Source organism: Pseudomonas sp. SA233 (assembly GCF_054792385.1).
Genome location: NZ_CP096449.1, coordinates 4,053,137 through 4,069,173, shown reverse-complemented (window position 1 = coordinate 4,069,173; position 16,037 = coordinate 4,053,137). Strand labels below are relative to the sequence as shown.

The following is a 16,037-nucleotide window of genomic DNA, read 5'->3' as shown; positions in this document are numbered from 1 at the left end:
CTGTCCGGTTCCCTTCTTACCCGGGGTCTTACTTAAACGTTTAAATCCCTGCCTGTACGCACAAGGGATTTACGCAATGAACACCCTCTCTTCAAAGCAGTTGGCCCCCGGCGAACCACAGTTGCAGTGGTTGCGCCAGGCTGACAGCGATACCGCGCCAGCCATCATGCAACTCATCAACAGCACGGTTGGCGATGGCGGTGTTCTGGGTTACGAGCACGAGATGTCTGCCGGGCAGAGCGTCGAATTCACGGCCTCGCTGCAAGAGCGCATCCGTGGCGGCGATACCCACGTCCTGCTCGGCCAGGCAATGGCAGGGCCGGCATGCCTGGTCATCCTTTCGCGCAGCAGCATGCCGAACTGCCGGCATATTGCCGACCTTAGCAAGGGCGTGGTGCATCCGTCCTATCGCGGGTCCGGCCTGGTGGCACGGGCTTTCAGCGAAGTCGTGCGCTTGTGCCAGGCCCAAGGTATCGAGCTGTTGACCCTGGATGTGCGCGAGGGCACTCGTGCACACCGGTTATGGCAATCCTTCGGGTTCCAGACCTACGGCGTGCTTGACGACTACGCGCGGGTCGATGGCGTGAAGCATCGCGGCCATTACATGGCCCAGACCGTGGAAAGCCTTGCGCTGCGACTCAACCTGCACTGAATTGCCCTTCATTGACCCCGCCTGCGGTCATCCCCGTCAACGGCAACTGCTCATTCACCAAGGAACGCCCCAATGGCCTTATCTACCGCAGATTTTCGCGATCAGTTGGAGCAGAAGCTGCACCACCATCTGACCTTGTCCCACCCCATATTCGAGGAATTGCTTGCGCCTGAGGGCAACCGGCTGCTGCTGCGCAAGGTCGCGCTGCAAGGCTACCAGCTCACCAAGTATTTCCTGACTTATGTCGAGCACCTGTTCTTTCATTGCCCGCTGCCCGCCCACAAGCGGGCATTGATCACCAATTGCTTCGAAGAAGAAACCGGCCGGCTTTCGCGCACCGATAACCATGTCGTGCTCATGCAGAACTTCCTGAGGGCGCTCGGTATCACCGATACCGAGCGTGATGCCGAGCAACCGCTGCCAGCCACCCGGGAGTTGATCGATTTCCGCCTGCAGGCGGTACGGGACCCGGCGCGTTATCACATTGGTGCAGCAGCAGTGATGATCGCCAGCGAGGGGCAGAACCTCGAGACCGTCGCTGGAGATGCACGGCACGTGTTGCTGGGGCGAGCGTATGGCCTGACCGAACAGGACCTTCTGTTCTTCTCGGTGCACCAGAAGGAAGACGTGGGCCACGTCAATGAAGGCTTGGACCTTGTCTCGCAGTTGTGCACCACCGCGCAGATGCAGGAAGAGGCGTTGCAGGCGGTAGACCACACCTGCCGGCTGTTCTACGCAATGTACGAAAACATGTACCAGGCCTATTGCCGAGCTCCGCAAGCCGAGGCGGTGTAATGCCCACACGATAAGGATTGGCCATGAAACAGAAATTCAGCTCTACCTTGATCGTCTCGGTGCTGGTAGTCGGCTTCGTGGTGATGTTTCTGTCCAGCGCATTGAAAGGGTTGTACCAAGTCTACTTCGTCGACCTGGCCTCGCACTTTGGCGAGGGGCGCGCAGCCTTGGCCACCGCTGGATCGCTGTTCGTCCTGACCATTGGCCTGGTGTCGCCCGTGGTGGGGTGGCTGAGCGACCGGGTTGGCCCCTTGAGCACGGTGGCCCTTGGCAGTCTCAGCGGCGGGGTGGTGCTGCTGGGCGTGACTTTCGCCGGCACGCACCTGCTGGTGTTCACCCTGGTGTATGGCCTGCTTGGAGCCTTTGCCCTTGCGGCGATGACCTATGTACCCATGGGTATTCTGGTCGATCGCCTGGTTGCCGAACGGTTCAAGGCCTTCGCTTTCGCATTCGTCACCAACGGCACGTCCATCGGCTTCATCGTGCTGTCGCCGTTGTGGATCATGCTGCAGCAGAGCGTGCCCTGGCAGTCGGTGTTCTCTTGGGTTGGTCTGATCTTCCTGGTGCCTTTGAGCCTGGCGCTGTATTGGGTATCCCGCACCGTGCCGCTGAAGCCCGACCCGCAGGCAGCAAAGGTCAGGCATCCGGTGATGTTTCTGCTGCGTGACCCGCGCTTCTTCGTGCTGGCGCTCAGTTTCGCCAGTTGTGGTGCCACCATGGCGTTCATCGATGTTCATCTGGTGTCGTTCTGGCAGGGTGAGGCGCTGCCCAGTTCGGTGCAGGCCAGCGGCCTGAGCCTGCTGGGTGTGCTGGAACTGGTCAGCGGCCTGCTCGCGGGTTGGTTGGCCACCCGCTACAACAAGGGCCTGCTGCTGATGATGTTCTACCTGCTGCGAACCGCTGCTGTCATCGTGCTGCTGACCACGCCCGGGCCCCTCGGAACGTACGTGTTCGCTGTGCTGTTTGGCGCCAGTTACCTCGGAACGGTGGTGCTCACATCTGCCTTCTGCTTCGCGCTGTATGGCGCCGAAATCAAAGGCAAGGTGTTTGGGATGCTGTTCCTGGTACACCAACTTGGCGCTTTGGTAGCCACGCAGCTGGGCGCACTGGATTTCGACCGGCATCAAAGCTACCAGCTGACCTTGGCCGGCCTGGCCACGGCCACGGCGGTGGCTGCCCTGGCATCCTTGTGGCTGGTAGCGGTTCGCCCATCAAGCGAAACCCTGGCCACTCAACTCGCCGAACCTGAATAGTCCACCGATCAATTGCGCATTGTTCAATGCAAACAAGGAGGCGCAAAACCATGCAATCGACCGTGATTGGCCTGGATGATTTCAACGCAACTGATTTCAATGCAACTGGGGCACTGCATGCTCACCGGGTCAGCGACCTGTCCGATGTGTTCTGTGAGCCGTTGGCCATGACGTCCGCCTATACCTTCGCTTCAGCCAAAGAGGCATGCGAGCGCTTCAGCGGCCAGCAGCAAGGCAATGTATACAGCCGGTTCACCAACCCGACTGTCCAAGCGTTTGAAAGCCGTGTGGCAGCGCTCGAACGCGCTGAAAGCGCAGTGGCGTTCGCTTCTGGTATGGGCGCTTTCACCGCGCTTTGTCACGCCTTTCTCCAGCAAGGCGACAACATCGTCTGCAGCCGGGACGTGTTCGGCACTACGGTCAATGCCTTCAGCTACTACATGGCCCGCTTCGGGATCGAGGCCCGATTCGTCGATTTGACAGACCTGGCGCAGTGGAAGTCAGCAATCGACGGCAGGACCCGCCTGGTGGTGTTGGAGTCGCCCTCCAATCCGCTGCTGAAAATTGGTGATATCCGCGCCATAAGCATGCTGGCACATGAAAAAGGGGCATTGCTGGTGGTGGACAACACCTTGCTGACCCCGGTTTTTCAGCGGCCACACACGCAGGGAGCGGACCTGGTCATCCACTCCGCTGGCAAGTACATGGATGGCCAGGGGCGTGCATTGGCGGGCGTCGTGACCGGTTCGCAAAGCCTCCTGCAGGTGTTGCGGGGTGTTCTGCGTACCTTGGGCATTTCTTGCAGCCCGTTCAACGCCTGGCTGCTGCTCAAAAGCCTGGAAACCCTCGAAGTCAGGATGATGCGGGCGCAGGAGAGTGCCTTTGAGCTGGCACGCTGGCTTATGGATCAGGACCTGGTGACTGCAGTCCATTACACCGGCCTTGAACACCACCCCCAGCATGCATTGGCGTGCCGCCAGCAGGACGGCCATGGCGGGCTATTGGCTTTCGAGATCGTCGGGGGCCAGGCCGCAGCCTGGCAATGGATTGACCAACTGCGTTGTGTGGCGCGCTGTACCAACATCGGCGACACCCGCAGCATGGTCACGCATCCGGCCACAACCACACACGGGCGGTTGGACGCACAGGCACGCCAACAGGCGGGTATCTCGGATGGTTTGATCAGGTTGTGTGTCGGCCTGGAGCGTGTTGACGATATCAAGGCCGACCTGCAACAGGCCTTCCAGGCCGTGTCCTCGCAAAGGTCCATGGTACCGACGGCCGGCCGTGCCCAAAACGCGGTGTTCAATGGCTGAACTGCTCGCTTCAGGATTCGGCATCGGCGTGTTCGCCGTGGGGGTGCAGATCCTTGCATTGATCGCGGTTTATGGCACGGCCTGCGCGAAGGAGGTGCGTTTTTATGCCGTGGCTTTTGTGCTGGCGAGTTGCGTGATGACAGGTATGGCGATGCTCGACCCGTTGGCATTCACCCAATGGCATGTTGATGGCCTGGCACTAATGACGATGTGCGGCTGATGCCGGGCGCCGTCAATTTTCGATAACGGGTGCCGGTTCAACACCCGCTCATGACGTTCAGGGGTAACCAGATGTTCAAAGTAATGGCCATCAGCTTGGTGCTGGGCTGTGCCCTTCAGTTCGCAACGGCCCGGGCTGAGGTCGCCGCCACCGATAGCGGTACCGTTGCCACTGTCAGCAAACGGTTGGTCTCTTTCTATAGTCAGCCACTGCCATCCGCCGGCAAGGCGATACCGATTCGGGTTCCGGCTGTATTGTCGCTGCCGGCCAACGCTGCGGGCCCGGTACCGGCGGTGATCATCCTGCATGGCTCGGCGGGCATGGATTCGCGCGGCCCGTTGCATGGCGGCGACCTCAATGCCCGCGGCATCGCTACGCTGGAGTTGGATATGTGGGGCGCGCGCAGGCTTGCGGGCGGTGCACAAGGGCGGCCACCACGCGTGCACGATACCCTGCCGGACCTGGCAGGCGCCCTGGCTTACCTGGCCAAGCAACCCGGTGTCGATGACAAACGCGTTGGCGTGCTCGGGTTTTCCTGGGGTGGCGTACAGGCCGTGCTCGCCGCCTCTGCTCCCATCAATGACGAACTGGAGAAAGCCTCAGGCGTACGCCCCATCTCGATGGCCGCGTTCTACCCCGTGTGCTGGGGTTACAACCGTGTGCCAGGTTATACCTTCAAGCATCTGGCCCCGGCGCGCTTGCTGGTGCTGGTGGGCGAAAACGACCAGTACGACGATGACCCGCGTGCCTGTTCGTCGCTGATTTCAAACCTGCCCAGCGAAGACCAGGCGCGTGCGCAGGTGCTGGTATACCCTGGCGCAGAGCACGGATTCAATGGGCTGGAGGCCGCCCAGGAGTACCAGGACCCGTTTCTGCACCGTGGCCAGGGAGGCGTGGGGCGTTCGGCACCTGACCCGGCAGCGCGCGACGCTTCGCGCCGGGCCGTGGTGGAGTTCTTCACCGAAAGCTTCGCCCCGACTGCGATAAGCGAGCGGTAGCAGCGCAAAGATCTAGGCGCCCTCGTGAGCCAGAGCATGGCGAAACTGCAGTGGTGGCTGCGGCATTTCCTGGCGCCATGCCAGGCGAAAGGCATGGCTGCTGCCGTAGCCGCAACGCTCGGCGATCTGTTCCACGTTGAGATGGCTGCCACGCAAAAGCTCACGGGCCAGGTCGATGCGTTGGGCGCGCAGGTAGTTCTGCAGTGTCTGGCCGGTATTATCGCGAAACAGCCGCGCCAGGTGCCGGTAGCTCACATTGAACTGGCTGGCCAGTTGTTCGAAGCTGAAGTTGGTACCCAGGTGTGCATCGATGTAGTCCTGGGCTGCATGCACCAACGGGTGGATGTGGTTGCGCGCCAGGTCTGCCGCGCGCAGTTGCACATCTTCGCCGGCGCGGCGACGGTAGATGACCAGTTCCTGCGCCACCTGGTTGGCTACTACCTTGCCAAATTGCAGGCTGACGATGTGCAGCGCCAAGTCGGTTCCGCTGGACACGCCTGCCGAGGTGAACACGCCATCATCCTCGACGAACAGGCGGTTTTCCAGCACCTTGGCTGCTGGGTAGCGCGTTCGAAGCAAGTCGACGTAACGATGGTGCGTGGTGCATTGCCGGCCATCCAGCAAGCCAGCTTCGCCCAGCAGAAACGCACCGGTGCATATGGAGCACAGCTTTATATCCGGCGTTTGCCTGACCACCTTCGCCAGCCACCGGGCTGTGGCGGTCAATATCGCGGTATCGGCGGGTGTCGCAGAGAGCTTGTTGCCCACCACGAACAGCAAGTCCTGCGGTGCCAGCCGGTCAGGCAACTGGTGCAGGCCACTCAGTGTCACGCCCTGAAAACTGCTGACCTGTTGTCTGGCGGCTATGCAACGTACGTTGACCGGTGCCAGCTGGAGTTCTTCGAGGCTCGCCATGATTTGTAACGGGCCGCCGAGATCAAGGATGTGGGTGCCCGGGAGCAGCAAGAACCAGATGGTACGCATTACAGTATTCCTTACATCGCCAAGCGCCTGACCTTGAACGGCACGTTACCAATATGGCGCAAAAAGGCAATTTGCATGAATACCAGGGTGGTCAGGTGCCTTCGCCTCCTGGCAGCAGCCTTCCCAGGAGCGGTGGAACAGGCCCTGGGGCGGCAGGTTCGTCATCGAAGCCCGCGGGCACCTTGCCCCGCAGGTGCCAGGCAAAGGCGATGATTTCGGCGATGGTCAGGTACAGCGCCTCCGGTATCTGGTCCCCCAGCTCCAGGCGCGCCAGCAGACGCACCAGCTCGGCATTTTCGTAGATCGGCACCTCGTGTTCCCGGGCCAATGCCAGGATGGCCTCGGCCAGTGCATCGTCACCCTTGGCGGTGAGTGTCGGGGCTTGCTGCCCGTCGTAGAACAGGGCAATCGCCTGGCGTGCAGGTTGGTGCGTCATGCGTTCTCATCCACCCAGCGTTGTTCTACCCGCGTACGCGGGCCTTGTGGCGGGATACCAGGATGGCATTCCAGATCACCCACATCCAGGCCCCGCGCCAACAGGCGTTCGCGCAAGCTGCCGAGCTGGCTGTCGATCAGCCGGGCTGTCGCCTCGCGTTCCGCCCAAAGCTGGCCACCCAGGCGGCCTTGGCTCAGTTGTGCCTGGACTTGCACCGGGCCAAGGGGCGAGAGGTCGAAAGCCAGCTCGATACGCCACAGGGCTTGCAGCGGGTCGGCTGCTTCCTGCTGGCGGTCGGCCTGCTGTTGTGGCGTTTCCTCGCGTTGCAGCTTGACCTGCAACGGGATGAACTCCTGGCCGTGACGGATCGGCACTTCGGTTTGCCAGGTGGTCTGCAGGTTGCCGTTTTCCAGGGTACCGGTTTGTTGCAGGCTGCTCATGGCATGGCTTTGCAGGCGCGATACAGCAGCGGCGGCCAGGCGTAGCAATTGTTGCAGGTCGCCTTCGTCCTCCATGGCCTTGAGCAGGCGCGACGGCAGCGGGAATGCGCCCGGCTGCGGCTTGGGGCTGACCCGTTCGAGCATGCCCAGTGCGCTGCGGGCCAGGGCCGGCATGGTAACGGCCAGGCTGGCGGGCGCCAGGTTGGGCGCCCCGGGTACGCTTGCCGGCGTGATGGTGATCAGTCGCAGCAAGTGGGCCTTGAGGTCGGTGGCGACGCTGGCCGGGAAACCGCCCAGCAGTTTGGCTTCGAGAAAGGCACCGCTGTTGTTCAGGGCCTGCGCCACTGCCTTGGCATCACCCAGTTGCCGGGCTTCTGGCAGGCCAGCCAGCAGGCGTTCGGCGCTGGCTCGCAATTCGCCATCGGCGCCCGGGTCGCGGGCCACCTGTTGCAGGGCATTGAGCAGGCCGGGCAGCGAAGCCTGGCGGTTTTGCTGGGTCAGCAGCTGCTGGGCAATGCTGAGCTGGTCCTGGCGGCCGCTGAGCGGTACGAAACGCAACGACTGGTCGCCCTGCACCAGCGCGCTGAGCAGGCTGCCGACGGCCAGCGGTCGCGGGCTGTCCACGCTCAGGGTAGCGCCGGCCTGGGCGCTGTTGAGCAGGCTGATCAGCGCCCGGTAGACGGCCGGCTGGCCGGGCGCCTGGGCCAGCGCCTGGTTGGTCAGGACCTTGCCCTGCAGCAGGGTGCCGACCGGCACTTTGCTGGTGTCCAGGTGGGTGAGGGTGGCGACCTGGCTGGCGCTGGCCTGCTGCAGCATGATCGCCAGGCGGTTGCTTTCGGTCTGGCTGACCGTGACCTGGCTGCCCTGGGGCAGGGGCTGGCTGGCGCTGGCTTGCAGCTGGGTCTGGGTGCCGTTGGCCTGCATCAGCCGCAGCACCAGCTGAAAATCCTGGCCCACCTGGCGCAACGACATGACTTCGGCCTGGGCGGTCTCGCCGGGGGCCATCAAGCCGGGTTGCGGTTGTGTCAGGCGCAGCAGTTCGCCGGTCATGCCCGCCTTGATGGCCTGGGGGCTGATTGCGGTTTGTGCGCCGAGACTATTGATTTCAGTCATGATTGTATACAACCTGTCGAACCCGCCCTCTTGGCAGCGCGGCGGCGCGTGTAATAATGCCGACCGTCCGTCGTTGCCAGTATAACGGCAGCGAGGGGGGCGACTTGAGATACAGGGCTAGAGGTCGGCGTCGCCTGCTTCGCGGGTGAACCCGCTCCTACAAGGGTTTGCGCAGCTTGCAAACCCTGCGTTGAACCTGTGGGAGCGGGTTTACCCGCGAAGCAGGCGACGCCGACCTCTAGCCCTACAAAGATAAGGCGAAACCGTGACCCTTCACCTCCAAGCCGCGGGCCTGGCCTGCGAGCGCGACTGGCGCCTGCTGTTCGAGCACCTCGCTTTCGAGCTGCGGCCCGGCGACATGCTGCAGATCAGCGGCCCCAACGGCAGCGGCAAGACCAGCCTGCTGCGCTTGCTGGCCGGTCTGATGCAGCCGACGGCCGGGCAGATCCTGCTGGGTGGCAAGCCACTGGCCGAGCAGCGCCACGCCCTGGCCAGCATCCTGTTGTGGATCGGCCACGCCGCCGGCATCAAGGACCTGCTCACCGCCGAGGAGAACCTCACCTGGCTATGCGCCCTGCACCAGCCGGCCAGCCGCGAGGCGATCTGGGCGGCACTGGCGGCCGTCGGCCTGCGTGGTTTCGAAGACGTGCCCTGCCACACCCTGTCTGCCGGACAGCAGCGCCGCGTGGCCCTGGCCCGGCTGTACCTGGCCAGCCCGCCGCTGTGGATCCTCGACGAACCCTTCACCGCCCTCGACAAGCAGGGCGTGGCGCAGCTCGAGGCGCACCTGGCGGCCCACTGCGAGCAGGGCGGCACCGTAGTGCTGACCACCCACCACACGCTGGAACGCAAGCCCTCCGGTTACCGTGAACTGAACCTGGGGCAATGGGCGGCATGAGCGTATTCATCCTGTTGTTGCGCCGCGAAGCGCGCCTGCTGTTCCGCCGCCCGGCCGAGCTGGCCAACCCGTTGGTATTCTTCGCCATCGTGGTTGCGCTGTTCCCGCTGGCAGTCGGCCCGGAAAGCCAATTGTTGCAAACCTTGTCGCCAGGCTTGGTCTGGGTGGCGGCACTGTTGGCGGTGCTGTTGTCGCTGGATGGCCTGTTCCGCAGCGATTTCGAGGATGGCTCGCTGGAACAGTGGGTGCTGTCGCCGCACCCGTTGGCGCTGCTGGTGCTGGCCAAGGTGCTGGCACACTGGATCTTTTCCGGGCTGGCGCTGGTATTGTTGGCGCCGCTGCTGGCGCTGATGCTGGGCCTGCCGAGCCATTGCCTGCCGGTGCTGCTCGGTTCGCTGCTGCTGGGTACGCCCGTGCTGAGCCTTTTGGGCGCGGTGGGCGCGGCGCTGACAGTCGGTCTGAAACGCGGCGGTTTGCTGCTGGCATTGCTGATTCTGCCGTTGTATATCCCTGTATTGATCCTGGGCAGTGGTGCGTTGCAAGCGGCGTTGCAGAATATGCCGGCAACCGGCCACCTGCTCTGGCTCGCCAGCCTGACGGCCCTGGCCGTGACCCTGGCACCCTTTGCGATAGCGGCCGGCCTGAAGATCAGCGTCGGCGAATAACGAGTCCCGGGCTTTCAAGCCCGGCCAATACCCTGGATGTACCCTGATGAAAATAAGCTGGACGTGGTTCCACAAGCTGGGCTCCCCCAAATGGTTCTATGCCATCAGCGGCCGCATGCTGCCGTGGCTTGCCGGCGCTGCCGTGCTCCTGCTGCTGGTCGGCATCACCTGGGGCCTGGCATTCGCCCCCCAGGACTACCAGCAAGGCAACAGCTTCCGCATCATCTACATCCACGTGCCGGCGGCGATGCTGGCGCAGTCCTGCTACGTGCTGCTGGCAGTGGCCGGGGTGGTGGGGCTGGTATGGAAGATGAAACTGGCCGACGTCGCCTTGCAATGCGCCGCCCCCATTGGCGCCTGGATGACCGCCGTGGCGCTGGTCACCGGGGCTATCTGGGGCAAGCCCACCTGGGGAAGCTGGTGGGTCTGGGATGCCCGGCTGACGTCCATGCTCATCCTGTTGTTCCTGTACTTCGGCATTATTGCGCTGGGCCAGGCAATCAGTAATCGTGACAGTGCAGCCAAGGCCTGTGCGGTACTGGCGATCGTCGGCGTGGTGAACATCCCGATCATCAAATACTCGGTGGAGTGGTGGAACACCCTGCACCAGGGCGCCACCTTCACCCTCACCGAAAAGCCGGCGATGCCCGCAGAAATGTGGTTGCCGCTGCTGTGCACGGCGCTGGGCTTCTACTGCTTCTTTGGCGCGGTGCTGTTGCTGCGCATGCGCCTTGAAGTACTCAAGCGCGAAGCGCGCGCCAGTTGGGTCAAGGATGAAGTATTGAACAGCCTGGGGCGGAGGGCCGCACAATGAGTTTCGCCACCTTCGGTGACTTTCTCGCCATGGGCCACCATGGCCTGTACGTGTGGACGGCCTATGGCATCTGCCTGGCGGTGCTGGCGCTGAATGTCGCCACGCCCGTGCTGGCCCGCCGTCGCTACCTGCAAGATGAGGCGCGCCGTTTGCGCCGGGAGAACAACCAGTGAATCCGCAGCGCAAGAAACGCCTGTTGCTCATCGTCGGCCTGCTGGGCGGCGTCGGGGTTGCCGTCGGCTTTGCCTTGAGCGCATTGCAGCAAAACATCAACCTGTTCTACACCCCGACCCAGATCGCCAACGGCGAAGCGCCGCTGGACACCCGCATCCGCGCCGGCGGCATGGTCGAGAAAGGTTCGGTACAGCGTTCGTCCGATTCGCTGGACGTGCGCTTCGTGGTCACCGACTTCAACAAGTCGGTGCCGATCACCTACCGTGGCATCCTCCCCGACCTGTTCCGCGAAGGGCAGGGCATCGTCGCCCTCGGCAAGCTCAACGCCGATGGCGTGGTGGTGGCCGATGAAGTACTGGCCAAGCACGACGAGAAGTACATGCCGCCCGAGGTTACCAAGGCCCTGAAGGAAAGCGGCCAGGCCGCCACCGGCGGGGAGGCCAGGCCATGAACGCGGCGCTGGTGATCCCCGAACTCGGCCAGCTGGCGATGATCCTGGCCATCTGCTTTGCTGCCGTGCAGGCCAGCGTGCCGCTGCTCGGCGCCTGGCGTGGCGACAGCCTGTGGATGAGCCTGGCGCGGCCGGCGGCCTGGGGGCAGTTCGCCTTCCTGGCCTTTGCCTTCGCCTGCCTGACCCATGCCTTCATGACCGACAACTTCTCGGTCGCCTATGTGGCCAGCAACTCCAACAGCGCCTTGCCCTGGTACTACAAGTTCAGTGCCGTGTGGGGGGCGCACGAAGGTTCGCTGCTGCTGTGGGCGCTGATCCTCGGCGGCTGGACCTTCGCCGTATCGGTGTTCTCGCGGCAGTTGCCGCAGGTGATGCTGGCCCGCGTGCTGGCGGTAATGGGCATGATCAGCGTGGGCTTCCTGAGCTTCCTGATCATCACTTCCAACCCGTTCCAGCGCCTGCTGCCGCAGGTGCCGACCGATGGCCGCGACCTCAACCCGCTGTTGCAGGACTTTGGCCTGATCGTCCACCCGCCGATGCTGTACATGGGCTACGTCGGGTTCTCGGTGGCCTTCGCCTTCGCCATCGCCGCCTTGCTCGGTGGCCGCCTGGACGCCGCCTGGGCGCGCTGGTCGCGGCCCTGGACCATCGTTGCCTGGGCCTTCCTCGGTGTCGGCATTACCCTGGGTTCGTGGTGGGCCTACTATGAACTGGGCTGGGGTGGCTGGTGGTTCTGGGACCCGGTGGAAAACGCCTCGTTCATGCCTTGGCTGGTGGGTACGGCGCTGATCCACTCGCTGGCGGTGACCGAAAAGCGCGGGGTATTCAAGAGCTGGACCGTGCTGCTGGCGATCGCCGCGTTCTCGCTGAGCCTGCTGGGTACCTTCCTGGTGCGCTCCGGTGTCCTGACCTCGGTGCATGCGTTTGCCGCCGACCCGTCGCGGGGTATTTTCATCCTGATCTTCCTGCTGTTCGTGGTCGGTGGTTCGCTCACTCTGTTCGCCCTGCGCGCACCGGTGGTAAAGAGCCAGGTCGGCTTTGCCCTGTGGTCGCGCGAGACCCTGCTGCTGGCCAACAACCTGGTGCTGGTAGTGGCGGCCTCGATGATTCTGCTCGGCACCCTCTACCCGCTGGTGCTCGATGCGTTGACCGGTGCCAAGCTGTCGGTCGGCCCACCGTATTTCGACGCCTTGTTCCTGCCGCTGATGGCGCTGCTGATGGTGGTGCTGGGCGTGGGCGTGGTGGTGCGCTGGAAAGACACCCCAGGCAAATGGCTGGCCAGCATGATGACCCCGGTGCTGCTCGGCAGCGCCATCCTTGCGCCGGTGGCAGGCTTTATCGTCGACGACTTCGACTGGCCGACCCTGACCGCCTTCGCCCTGGCCGCCTGGGTGGTGCTTGGCGGGCTGCGCGACATTCTCGACAAGACCCGCCACAAAGGCCTGCTCAAGGGCCTGCCTGGCCTGGGCCGCAGCTACTGGGGCATGCAGCTGGCGCACCTGGGCCTGGCGGTGTGCGCGCTGGGCGTGGTGCTGTCGAGCAACAACAGCGCCGAACGCGACCTGCGCATGGCACCGGGCGAGAGCGTGGAACTGGGCGGTTACCACTTCCTGTTCCAGGGGGCCCGGCACTTCGAAGGGCCGAACTTCATTTCCGACAAGGGCACCGTGGTGGTCAGTCGCGATGGCCGTGAAGTGACCACCCTGCACCCGGAGAAGCGCCTGTACACCGTGCAGCAGTCGATGATGACCGAAGCCGGCATCGACGCCGGCTTTACCCGCGACCTGTACGTCGCCCTCGGCGAGCCGCTGGAGAACGGCGCCTGGGCAGTACGCGTGCATATCAAGCCTTACGTCCGCTGGATCTGGCTGGGCGGTCTGCTGACCGGCCTGGGCGGGTTGCTGGCGGCCCTCGACCGGCGCTATCGCGTCAAGGTCAAGACCCGGGTGCGTGATGCCCTGGGCGTGTCTGGAGCAGCTGCATGAAGCGTTGGATCATGGTAGTCCCCCTGGCGGTATTCCTGCTGGTGGCGGTGTTCCTCTACAAAGGGCTGTTCCTCAAGCCCGACGAGCTGCCCTCGGCAATGATCGGCAAGCCGTTCCCGGCGTTTTCCCTGGCCTCGACCCAGGGCGACCGTACCCTGACCGAGGGCGACTTGCGTGGCCGCCCGGCACTGGTCAACGTGTGGGCCACCTGGTGCCCGTCGTGCAAGGTAGAGCACCCGTACCTGAACCAGCTGGCCCAGCAGGGCGTGGTGATCCACGGCGTCAACTACAAGGACGACAATGCGGCGGCCCTGAAGTGGCTGGCCGAGTTCCACAACCCGTACCAGCTGGACATTCGTGACGAGCAGGGCAGCCTGGGCCTGGACCTGGGCGTGTATGGCGCGCCGGAAACCTTCCTGATCGATGCCAAGGGCATCATCCGCTACAAGCACGTGGGCGTGGTCGATGCCACGGTCTGGCGTGAGCAGCTGGCGCCGCTGTACCAGGGCCTGGTCGACGAGGCCAGGCCATGAAGCGGGGGCTGGCAGCTGCCGTGCTGGGGCTCTTCATGGGGTTGAGCCTGGCAGGCGTGGCCAAGGCGGCCATCGACACCTACCAGTTCCGCGACGATGCCGAGCGTGAGCGCTACCAGCAGCTGACCAAAGAGCTGCGCTGCCCCAAGTGCCAGAACCAGGACATCGCCGACTCCAACGCGCCGATTGCCGCCGACCTGCGTCGGGAAATCTTCCGCATGCTCGGCGAGGGCAAGAGCAACCAGCAGATCGTCGACTTCATGGTCGACCGCTATGGCGACTTCGTGCGCTACAAGCCGGCGCTCAGCGGGCGTACCTGGCTGCTGTGGTTCGGCCCGGGGATTTTGCTGGCTGGTGGTTTCGTGGTGCTGGCGCTGATCGTGCGCCGGCGCCGCAGTGCGGCCGTGCAGGGCGCCAATGAGTTGTCCGCCGAAGAACGCGAGCGTCTCGCCAAATTGCTGGAAAAAGAACAGACCCATGATTGAATTCTGGCTTAGCGCGGGCCTGCTGCTGCTCGCTGCCCTCAGCTTCCTGCTGATCCCGATCCTGCGTGGCCGTGGCCGCCAGCAGGAAGAAGACCGCACCGCCCTGAACGTGGCCCTGTACCAGGAGCGCGTCGCCGAACTGGCTGCCCAGCAGGCCGCTGGCGTGCTCGACGAGGCGCAAATGGCCAAGGGCCGCGACGAGGCCGCCCGTGAGCTGCTGGCGGATACCGAAGGTGCCGAGGCCCCGCGTCAGGGCCACTTGGGCAAGGCCCTGCCGTTGCTGGCGGCGCTGCTGGTGCCGCTGCTGGCATTGGGGCTGTACCTGCATTTCGGCGCGGCCGACAAGGTTGAGCTGACCCAGGAGTTTGCCGAAGCGCCCAAGTCGATGGAAGAAATGACTGCCCGCCTGGAACGGGTGGTGCAGGCCCAGCCGGATTCGGCCGAGGCCATGTACTTCCTGGGCCGAGCCTACATGGCCGAGCAGCGCCCCGCCGATGCCGCGCATACCTTCGAGCGTGCCGTGGCCCTGGCCGGTCGCCAGCCCGAATTGCTCGGGCAGTGGGCACAGGCGCTGTACTTCGCTGCCGACAAGAAATGGAGCCCGCAGCTGCAGGCGCTGACTGACGAGGCGCTGAAAGCCGACCCCAACGAAGTGACCAGCCTGGGGCTGCGTGGTATCGCTGCCTTCGAGGGCGAGCGTTACCAGGAAGCCATCGAATACTGGAAGCGCCTGCTGGCGCAGCTGCCGGAAGGTGATGCCTCGCGTGCGGCGCTGCAGGGTGGTATCGACCGCGCTGCCGAGCGCCTGGGCGGTTCGCCGGGGCAGGCTGCGGCGCCCGTGGCGGCTCGCTTGAAGGTGCGCGTGGAACTGGCTGCGGCGTTGAAAGACAAGGTCAAGCCTGACGACACGGTGTTCATCTTCGCCCGCGCCAGCAATGGCCCACCCATGCCGCTGGCGGCCAAGCGGGTGACCGTGGCGCAGTTGCCCATCGAGGTGGAACTGTCCGATGCTGACGCCATGATGCCGCAGATGAAACTGTCGGACTTTGCCGAAGTCCAACTCGTTGCACGTGTATCACGCGCTGGCCAGCCAACCCATGGTGAGTGGATTGGCCAGGGCACGCCATTGCCCAGCGCCACCCAGGCCATCCAGCACCTGACCATCGACAGCCCCGACCCGTAAGAGAGCAATGCCATGCACAGCATCGTCCGCCTGACCCTGATCACCCTGGCCCTGGGTTTGTCTGCGTGTACGGTGCATGAGCCGTACGAGCAGCCCGAACCACCGATCGAGCGCCTGCCGCCGCCGGGGCCGGCGGTCAAGCCCTTGCCGGACAGGCAGCCGGCCCCCGCGCCGAGCAAGCCCGCGGCCACGCCCAAGCCGATGCCTCGCACCTCGGCCAGCTTCGCGCCGCCACCTGGCGGGGCGAGCCATTGGGACCCGAAGCTGGGTGTGTATGTGCTGGAGAAGAAGCCCAATACCTTCTACCGCCAGCGGACCTACTACCGCTTCAACAACGGCTGGAGCTGGTCGCTGAGCCCGGATGGACCGTGGCAGGAGACTGACAGCAGCGGTGTGCCGGGTGGGCTGGGGCGTGCGTTCGCCCAATAATTGCAACGTTGCCGTTGCCGTTGCTTTTGCTTTTGCTTTTAAGCGCGCGGTAGTCCAGGCGCCGCCGATTGCGACTTCAGGAGGCCGAGCGAAGGGACTGCGGAGGGAGGTGACGGGCATGGATGCCCGTCAAGCGCTGAGGCCCCATGGATGGGGCCTGCAGCGCGTACTCCCGGGAGCAGGCCCGTAGCGAGGGAACCCCGGAGCGCAGCG

At 64.1% G+C, this 16,037-nt stretch carries 19 protein-coding genes; 16 read left to right on the top strand and 3 right to left on the bottom strand.

Annotated features, from left to right (window positions below; translation table 11 throughout):
* The first annotated feature begins 76 nt into the window (after positions 1-76).
* From M1D87_RS18755 to M1D87_RS18730, 6 genes are all read left to right on the top strand, one after another.
* The gene (locus tag M1D87_RS18755; protein ID WP_123083726.1) at positions 77-652 is read left to right on the top strand and encodes a GNAT family N-acetyltransferase; all 576 of its coding nucleotides are present in this window, start codon (positions 77-79) and stop codon (positions 650-652) included.
* A gap of 72 nt (positions 653-724) precedes the next feature.
* Positions 725-1,447 carry a TenA family transcriptional regulator gene (locus M1D87_RS18750; protein ID WP_123083725.1) on the top strand — a complete coding sequence of 241 codons (723 nt, stop codon included), beginning with the start codon at positions 725-727 and terminating at the stop codon, positions 1,445-1,447.
* A 23-nt stretch (positions 1,448-1,470) separates the two neighbouring features.
* Entirely contained in the window at positions 1,471-2,700 is a 1,230-nt protein-coding gene (locus tag M1D87_RS18745) for an MFS transporter (RefSeq protein WP_003257315.1), read from the top strand.
* Positions 2,701-2,750: 50 nt separating this feature from the next.
* On the top strand, positions 2,751-4,016 hold the full coding sequence (locus tag M1D87_RS18740; protein WP_123083724.1) for an aminotransferase class I/II-fold pyridoxal phosphate-dependent enzyme: 1,266 nt from the start codon (positions 2,751-2,753) through the stop codon (positions 4,014-4,016).
* The gene (locus tag M1D87_RS18735) at positions 4,009-4,236 is read left to right on the top strand and encodes a hypothetical protein (RefSeq protein ID WP_003257320.1); all 228 of its coding nucleotides are present in this window, start codon (positions 4,009-4,011) and stop codon (positions 4,234-4,236) included. Before M1D87_RS18740 ends, M1D87_RS18735 begins: the two co-directional genes overlap by 8 nt.
* A gap of 71 nt (positions 4,237-4,307) precedes the next feature.
* A complete protein-coding gene (locus M1D87_RS18730; protein WP_123083723.1) occupies positions 4,308-5,234 on the top strand; it encodes a dienelactone hydrolase family protein in 927 nt (308 codons plus the stop codon).
* Positions 5,235-5,246: 12 nt separating this feature from the next.
* On the opposite strand, the gene M1D87_RS18725 is transcribed toward M1D87_RS18730, so the two are convergent.
* From M1D87_RS18725 to fliK, 3 genes are all read right to left on the bottom strand, one after another.
* Positions 5,247-6,218, bottom strand: a complete 972-nt coding sequence (locus M1D87_RS18725) for a GlxA family transcriptional regulator (RefSeq protein ID WP_123083722.1) — start codon at positions 6,216-6,218, stop codon at positions 5,247-5,249.
* Between the two features lie 91 nt (positions 6,219-6,309).
* Complete coding sequence (locus M1D87_RS18720) at positions 6,310-6,654, bottom strand: EscU/YscU/HrcU family type III secretion system export apparatus switch protein (protein WP_123083721.1); 345 nt, start codon at positions 6,652-6,654, stop codon at positions 6,310-6,312.
* Positions 6,651-8,207 (bottom strand): flagellar hook-length control protein FliK, encoded by a 1,557-nt coding sequence (gene fliK / locus M1D87_RS18715; RefSeq protein ID WP_123083720.1) that lies wholly within the window; start codon positions 8,205-8,207, stop codon positions 6,651-6,653. The genes M1D87_RS18720 and fliK overlap by 4 nt, the downstream gene beginning before the upstream one ends.
* A gap of 265 nt (positions 8,208-8,472) precedes the next feature.
* On the opposite strand from fliK, the gene ccmA reads away from it, so the two are divergent.
* Genes ccmA through M1D87_RS18665 form a run of 10 tightly spaced genes read left to right on the top strand, consistent with a single transcriptional unit; the run spans position 8,473 to position 15,824 of the window.
* The gene (ccmA, locus tag M1D87_RS18710; protein ID WP_013973564.1) at positions 8,473-9,105 is read left to right on the top strand and encodes a cytochrome c biogenesis heme-transporting ATPase CcmA; all 633 of its coding nucleotides are present in this window, start codon (positions 8,473-8,475) and stop codon (positions 9,103-9,105) included.
* Complete coding sequence (gene ccmB / locus M1D87_RS18705; RefSeq protein WP_013973563.1) at positions 9,093-9,770, top strand: heme exporter protein CcmB; 678 nt, start codon at positions 9,093-9,095, stop codon at positions 9,768-9,770. Before ccmA ends, ccmB begins: the two co-directional genes overlap by 13 nt.
* Before the next feature lie 46 nt (positions 9,771-9,816).
* The gene (locus M1D87_RS18700; protein WP_012273476.1) at positions 9,817-10,584 is read left to right on the top strand and encodes a heme ABC transporter permease; all 768 of its coding nucleotides are present in this window, start codon (positions 9,817-9,819) and stop codon (positions 10,582-10,584) included.
* Positions 10,581-10,757, top strand: coding sequence for a heme exporter protein CcmD (gene ccmD, locus M1D87_RS18695; protein ID WP_003257324.1), 177 nt, complete (start codon positions 10,581-10,583; stop codon positions 10,755-10,757). The genes M1D87_RS18700 and ccmD overlap by 4 nt, the downstream gene beginning before the upstream one ends.
* A complete protein-coding gene (gene ccmE / locus M1D87_RS18690; protein ID WP_123083718.1) occupies positions 10,754-11,209 on the top strand; it encodes a cytochrome c maturation protein CcmE in 456 nt (151 codons plus the stop codon). The genes ccmD and ccmE overlap by 4 nt, the downstream gene beginning before the upstream one ends.
* A gap of 11 nt (positions 11,210-11,220) precedes the next feature.
* Positions 11,221-13,194 carry a heme lyase CcmF/NrfE family subunit gene (locus M1D87_RS18685; protein ID WP_015271186.1) on the top strand — a complete coding sequence of 658 codons (1,974 nt, stop codon included), beginning with the start codon at positions 11,221-11,223 and terminating at the stop codon, positions 13,192-13,194.
* Entirely contained in the window at positions 13,191-13,727 is a 537-nt protein-coding gene (locus tag M1D87_RS18680) for a DsbE family thiol:disulfide interchange protein (RefSeq protein WP_013973559.1), read from the top strand. Before M1D87_RS18685 ends, M1D87_RS18680 begins: the two co-directional genes overlap by 4 nt.
* Positions 13,724-14,212 carry a cytochrome c-type biogenesis protein gene (locus M1D87_RS18675; RefSeq protein WP_003257333.1) on the top strand — a complete coding sequence of 163 codons (489 nt, stop codon included), beginning with the start codon at positions 13,724-13,726 and terminating at the stop codon, positions 14,210-14,212. The genes M1D87_RS18680 and M1D87_RS18675 overlap by 4 nt, the downstream gene beginning before the upstream one ends.
* Entirely contained in the window at positions 14,205-15,395 is a 1,191-nt protein-coding gene (gene ccmI, locus M1D87_RS18670) for a c-type cytochrome biogenesis protein CcmI (RefSeq protein ID WP_123083717.1), read from the top strand. The genes M1D87_RS18675 and ccmI overlap by 8 nt, the downstream gene beginning before the upstream one ends.
* 12 nt (positions 15,396-15,407) lie before the next feature.
* Positions 15,408-15,824 carry a hypothetical protein gene (locus M1D87_RS18665; protein WP_013973557.1) on the top strand — a complete coding sequence of 139 codons (417 nt, stop codon included), beginning with the start codon at positions 15,408-15,410 and terminating at the stop codon, positions 15,822-15,824.
* Positions 15,825-16,037 lie beyond the last annotated feature (213 nt).

Bases quoted from the DNA above. Each gene is read 5' to 3' on its own strand.
- M1D87_RS18730 (WP_123083723.1), top strand. From the start codon at position 4,308: ATGTTCAAAGTAATGGCCATCAGCTTGGTGCTGGGCTGTGCCCTTCAG.
- M1D87_RS18745 (WP_003257315.1), top strand. From the start codon at position 1,471: ATGAAACAGAAATTCAGCTCTACCTTGATCGTCTCGGTGCTGGTAGTC.
- ccmB (WP_013973563.1), top strand. From the start codon at position 9,093: ATGGGCGGCATGAGCGTATTCATCCTGTTGTTGCGCCGCGAAGCGCGC.
- M1D87_RS18720 (WP_123083721.1), bottom strand. From the start codon at position 6,654: ATGACGCACCAACCTGCACGCCAGGCGATTGCCCTGTTCTACGACGGG.
- M1D87_RS18750 (WP_123083725.1), top strand. From the start codon at position 725: ATGGCCTTATCTACCGCAGATTTTCGCGATCAGTTGGAGCAGAAGCTG.
- fliK (WP_123083720.1), bottom strand. From the start codon at position 8,207: ATGACTGAAATCAATAGTCTCGGCGCACAAACCGCAATCAGCCCCCAG.
- M1D87_RS18665 (WP_013973557.1), top strand. From the start codon at position 15,408: ATGCACAGCATCGTCCGCCTGACCCTGATCACCCTGGCCCTGGGTTTG.
- M1D87_RS18740 (WP_123083724.1), top strand. From the start codon at position 2,751: ATGCAATCGACCGTGATTGGCCTGGATGATTTCAACGCAACTGATTTC.
- ccmI (WP_123083717.1), top strand. From the start codon at position 14,205: ATGATTGAATTCTGGCTTAGCGCGGGCCTGCTGCTGCTCGCTGCCCTC.
- ccmD (WP_003257324.1), top strand. From the start codon at position 10,581: ATGAGTTTCGCCACCTTCGGTGACTTTCTCGCCATGGGCCACCATGGC.
- M1D87_RS18725 (WP_123083722.1), bottom strand. From the start codon at position 6,218: ATGCGTACCATCTGGTTCTTGCTGCTCCCGGGCACCCACATCCTTGAT.
- M1D87_RS18735 (WP_003257320.1), top strand. From the start codon at position 4,009: ATGGCTGAACTGCTCGCTTCAGGATTCGGCATCGGCGTGTTCGCCGTG.
- M1D87_RS18700 (WP_012273476.1), top strand. From the start codon at position 9,817: ATGAAAATAAGCTGGACGTGGTTCCACAAGCTGGGCTCCCCCAAATGG.
- M1D87_RS18755 (WP_123083726.1), top strand. From the start codon at position 77: ATGAACACCCTCTCTTCAAAGCAGTTGGCCCCCGGCGAACCACAGTTG.
- M1D87_RS18680 (WP_013973559.1), top strand. From the start codon at position 13,191: ATGAAGCGTTGGATCATGGTAGTCCCCCTGGCGGTATTCCTGCTGGTG.
- M1D87_RS18675 (WP_003257333.1), top strand. From the start codon at position 13,724: ATGAAGCGGGGGCTGGCAGCTGCCGTGCTGGGGCTCTTCATGGGGTTG.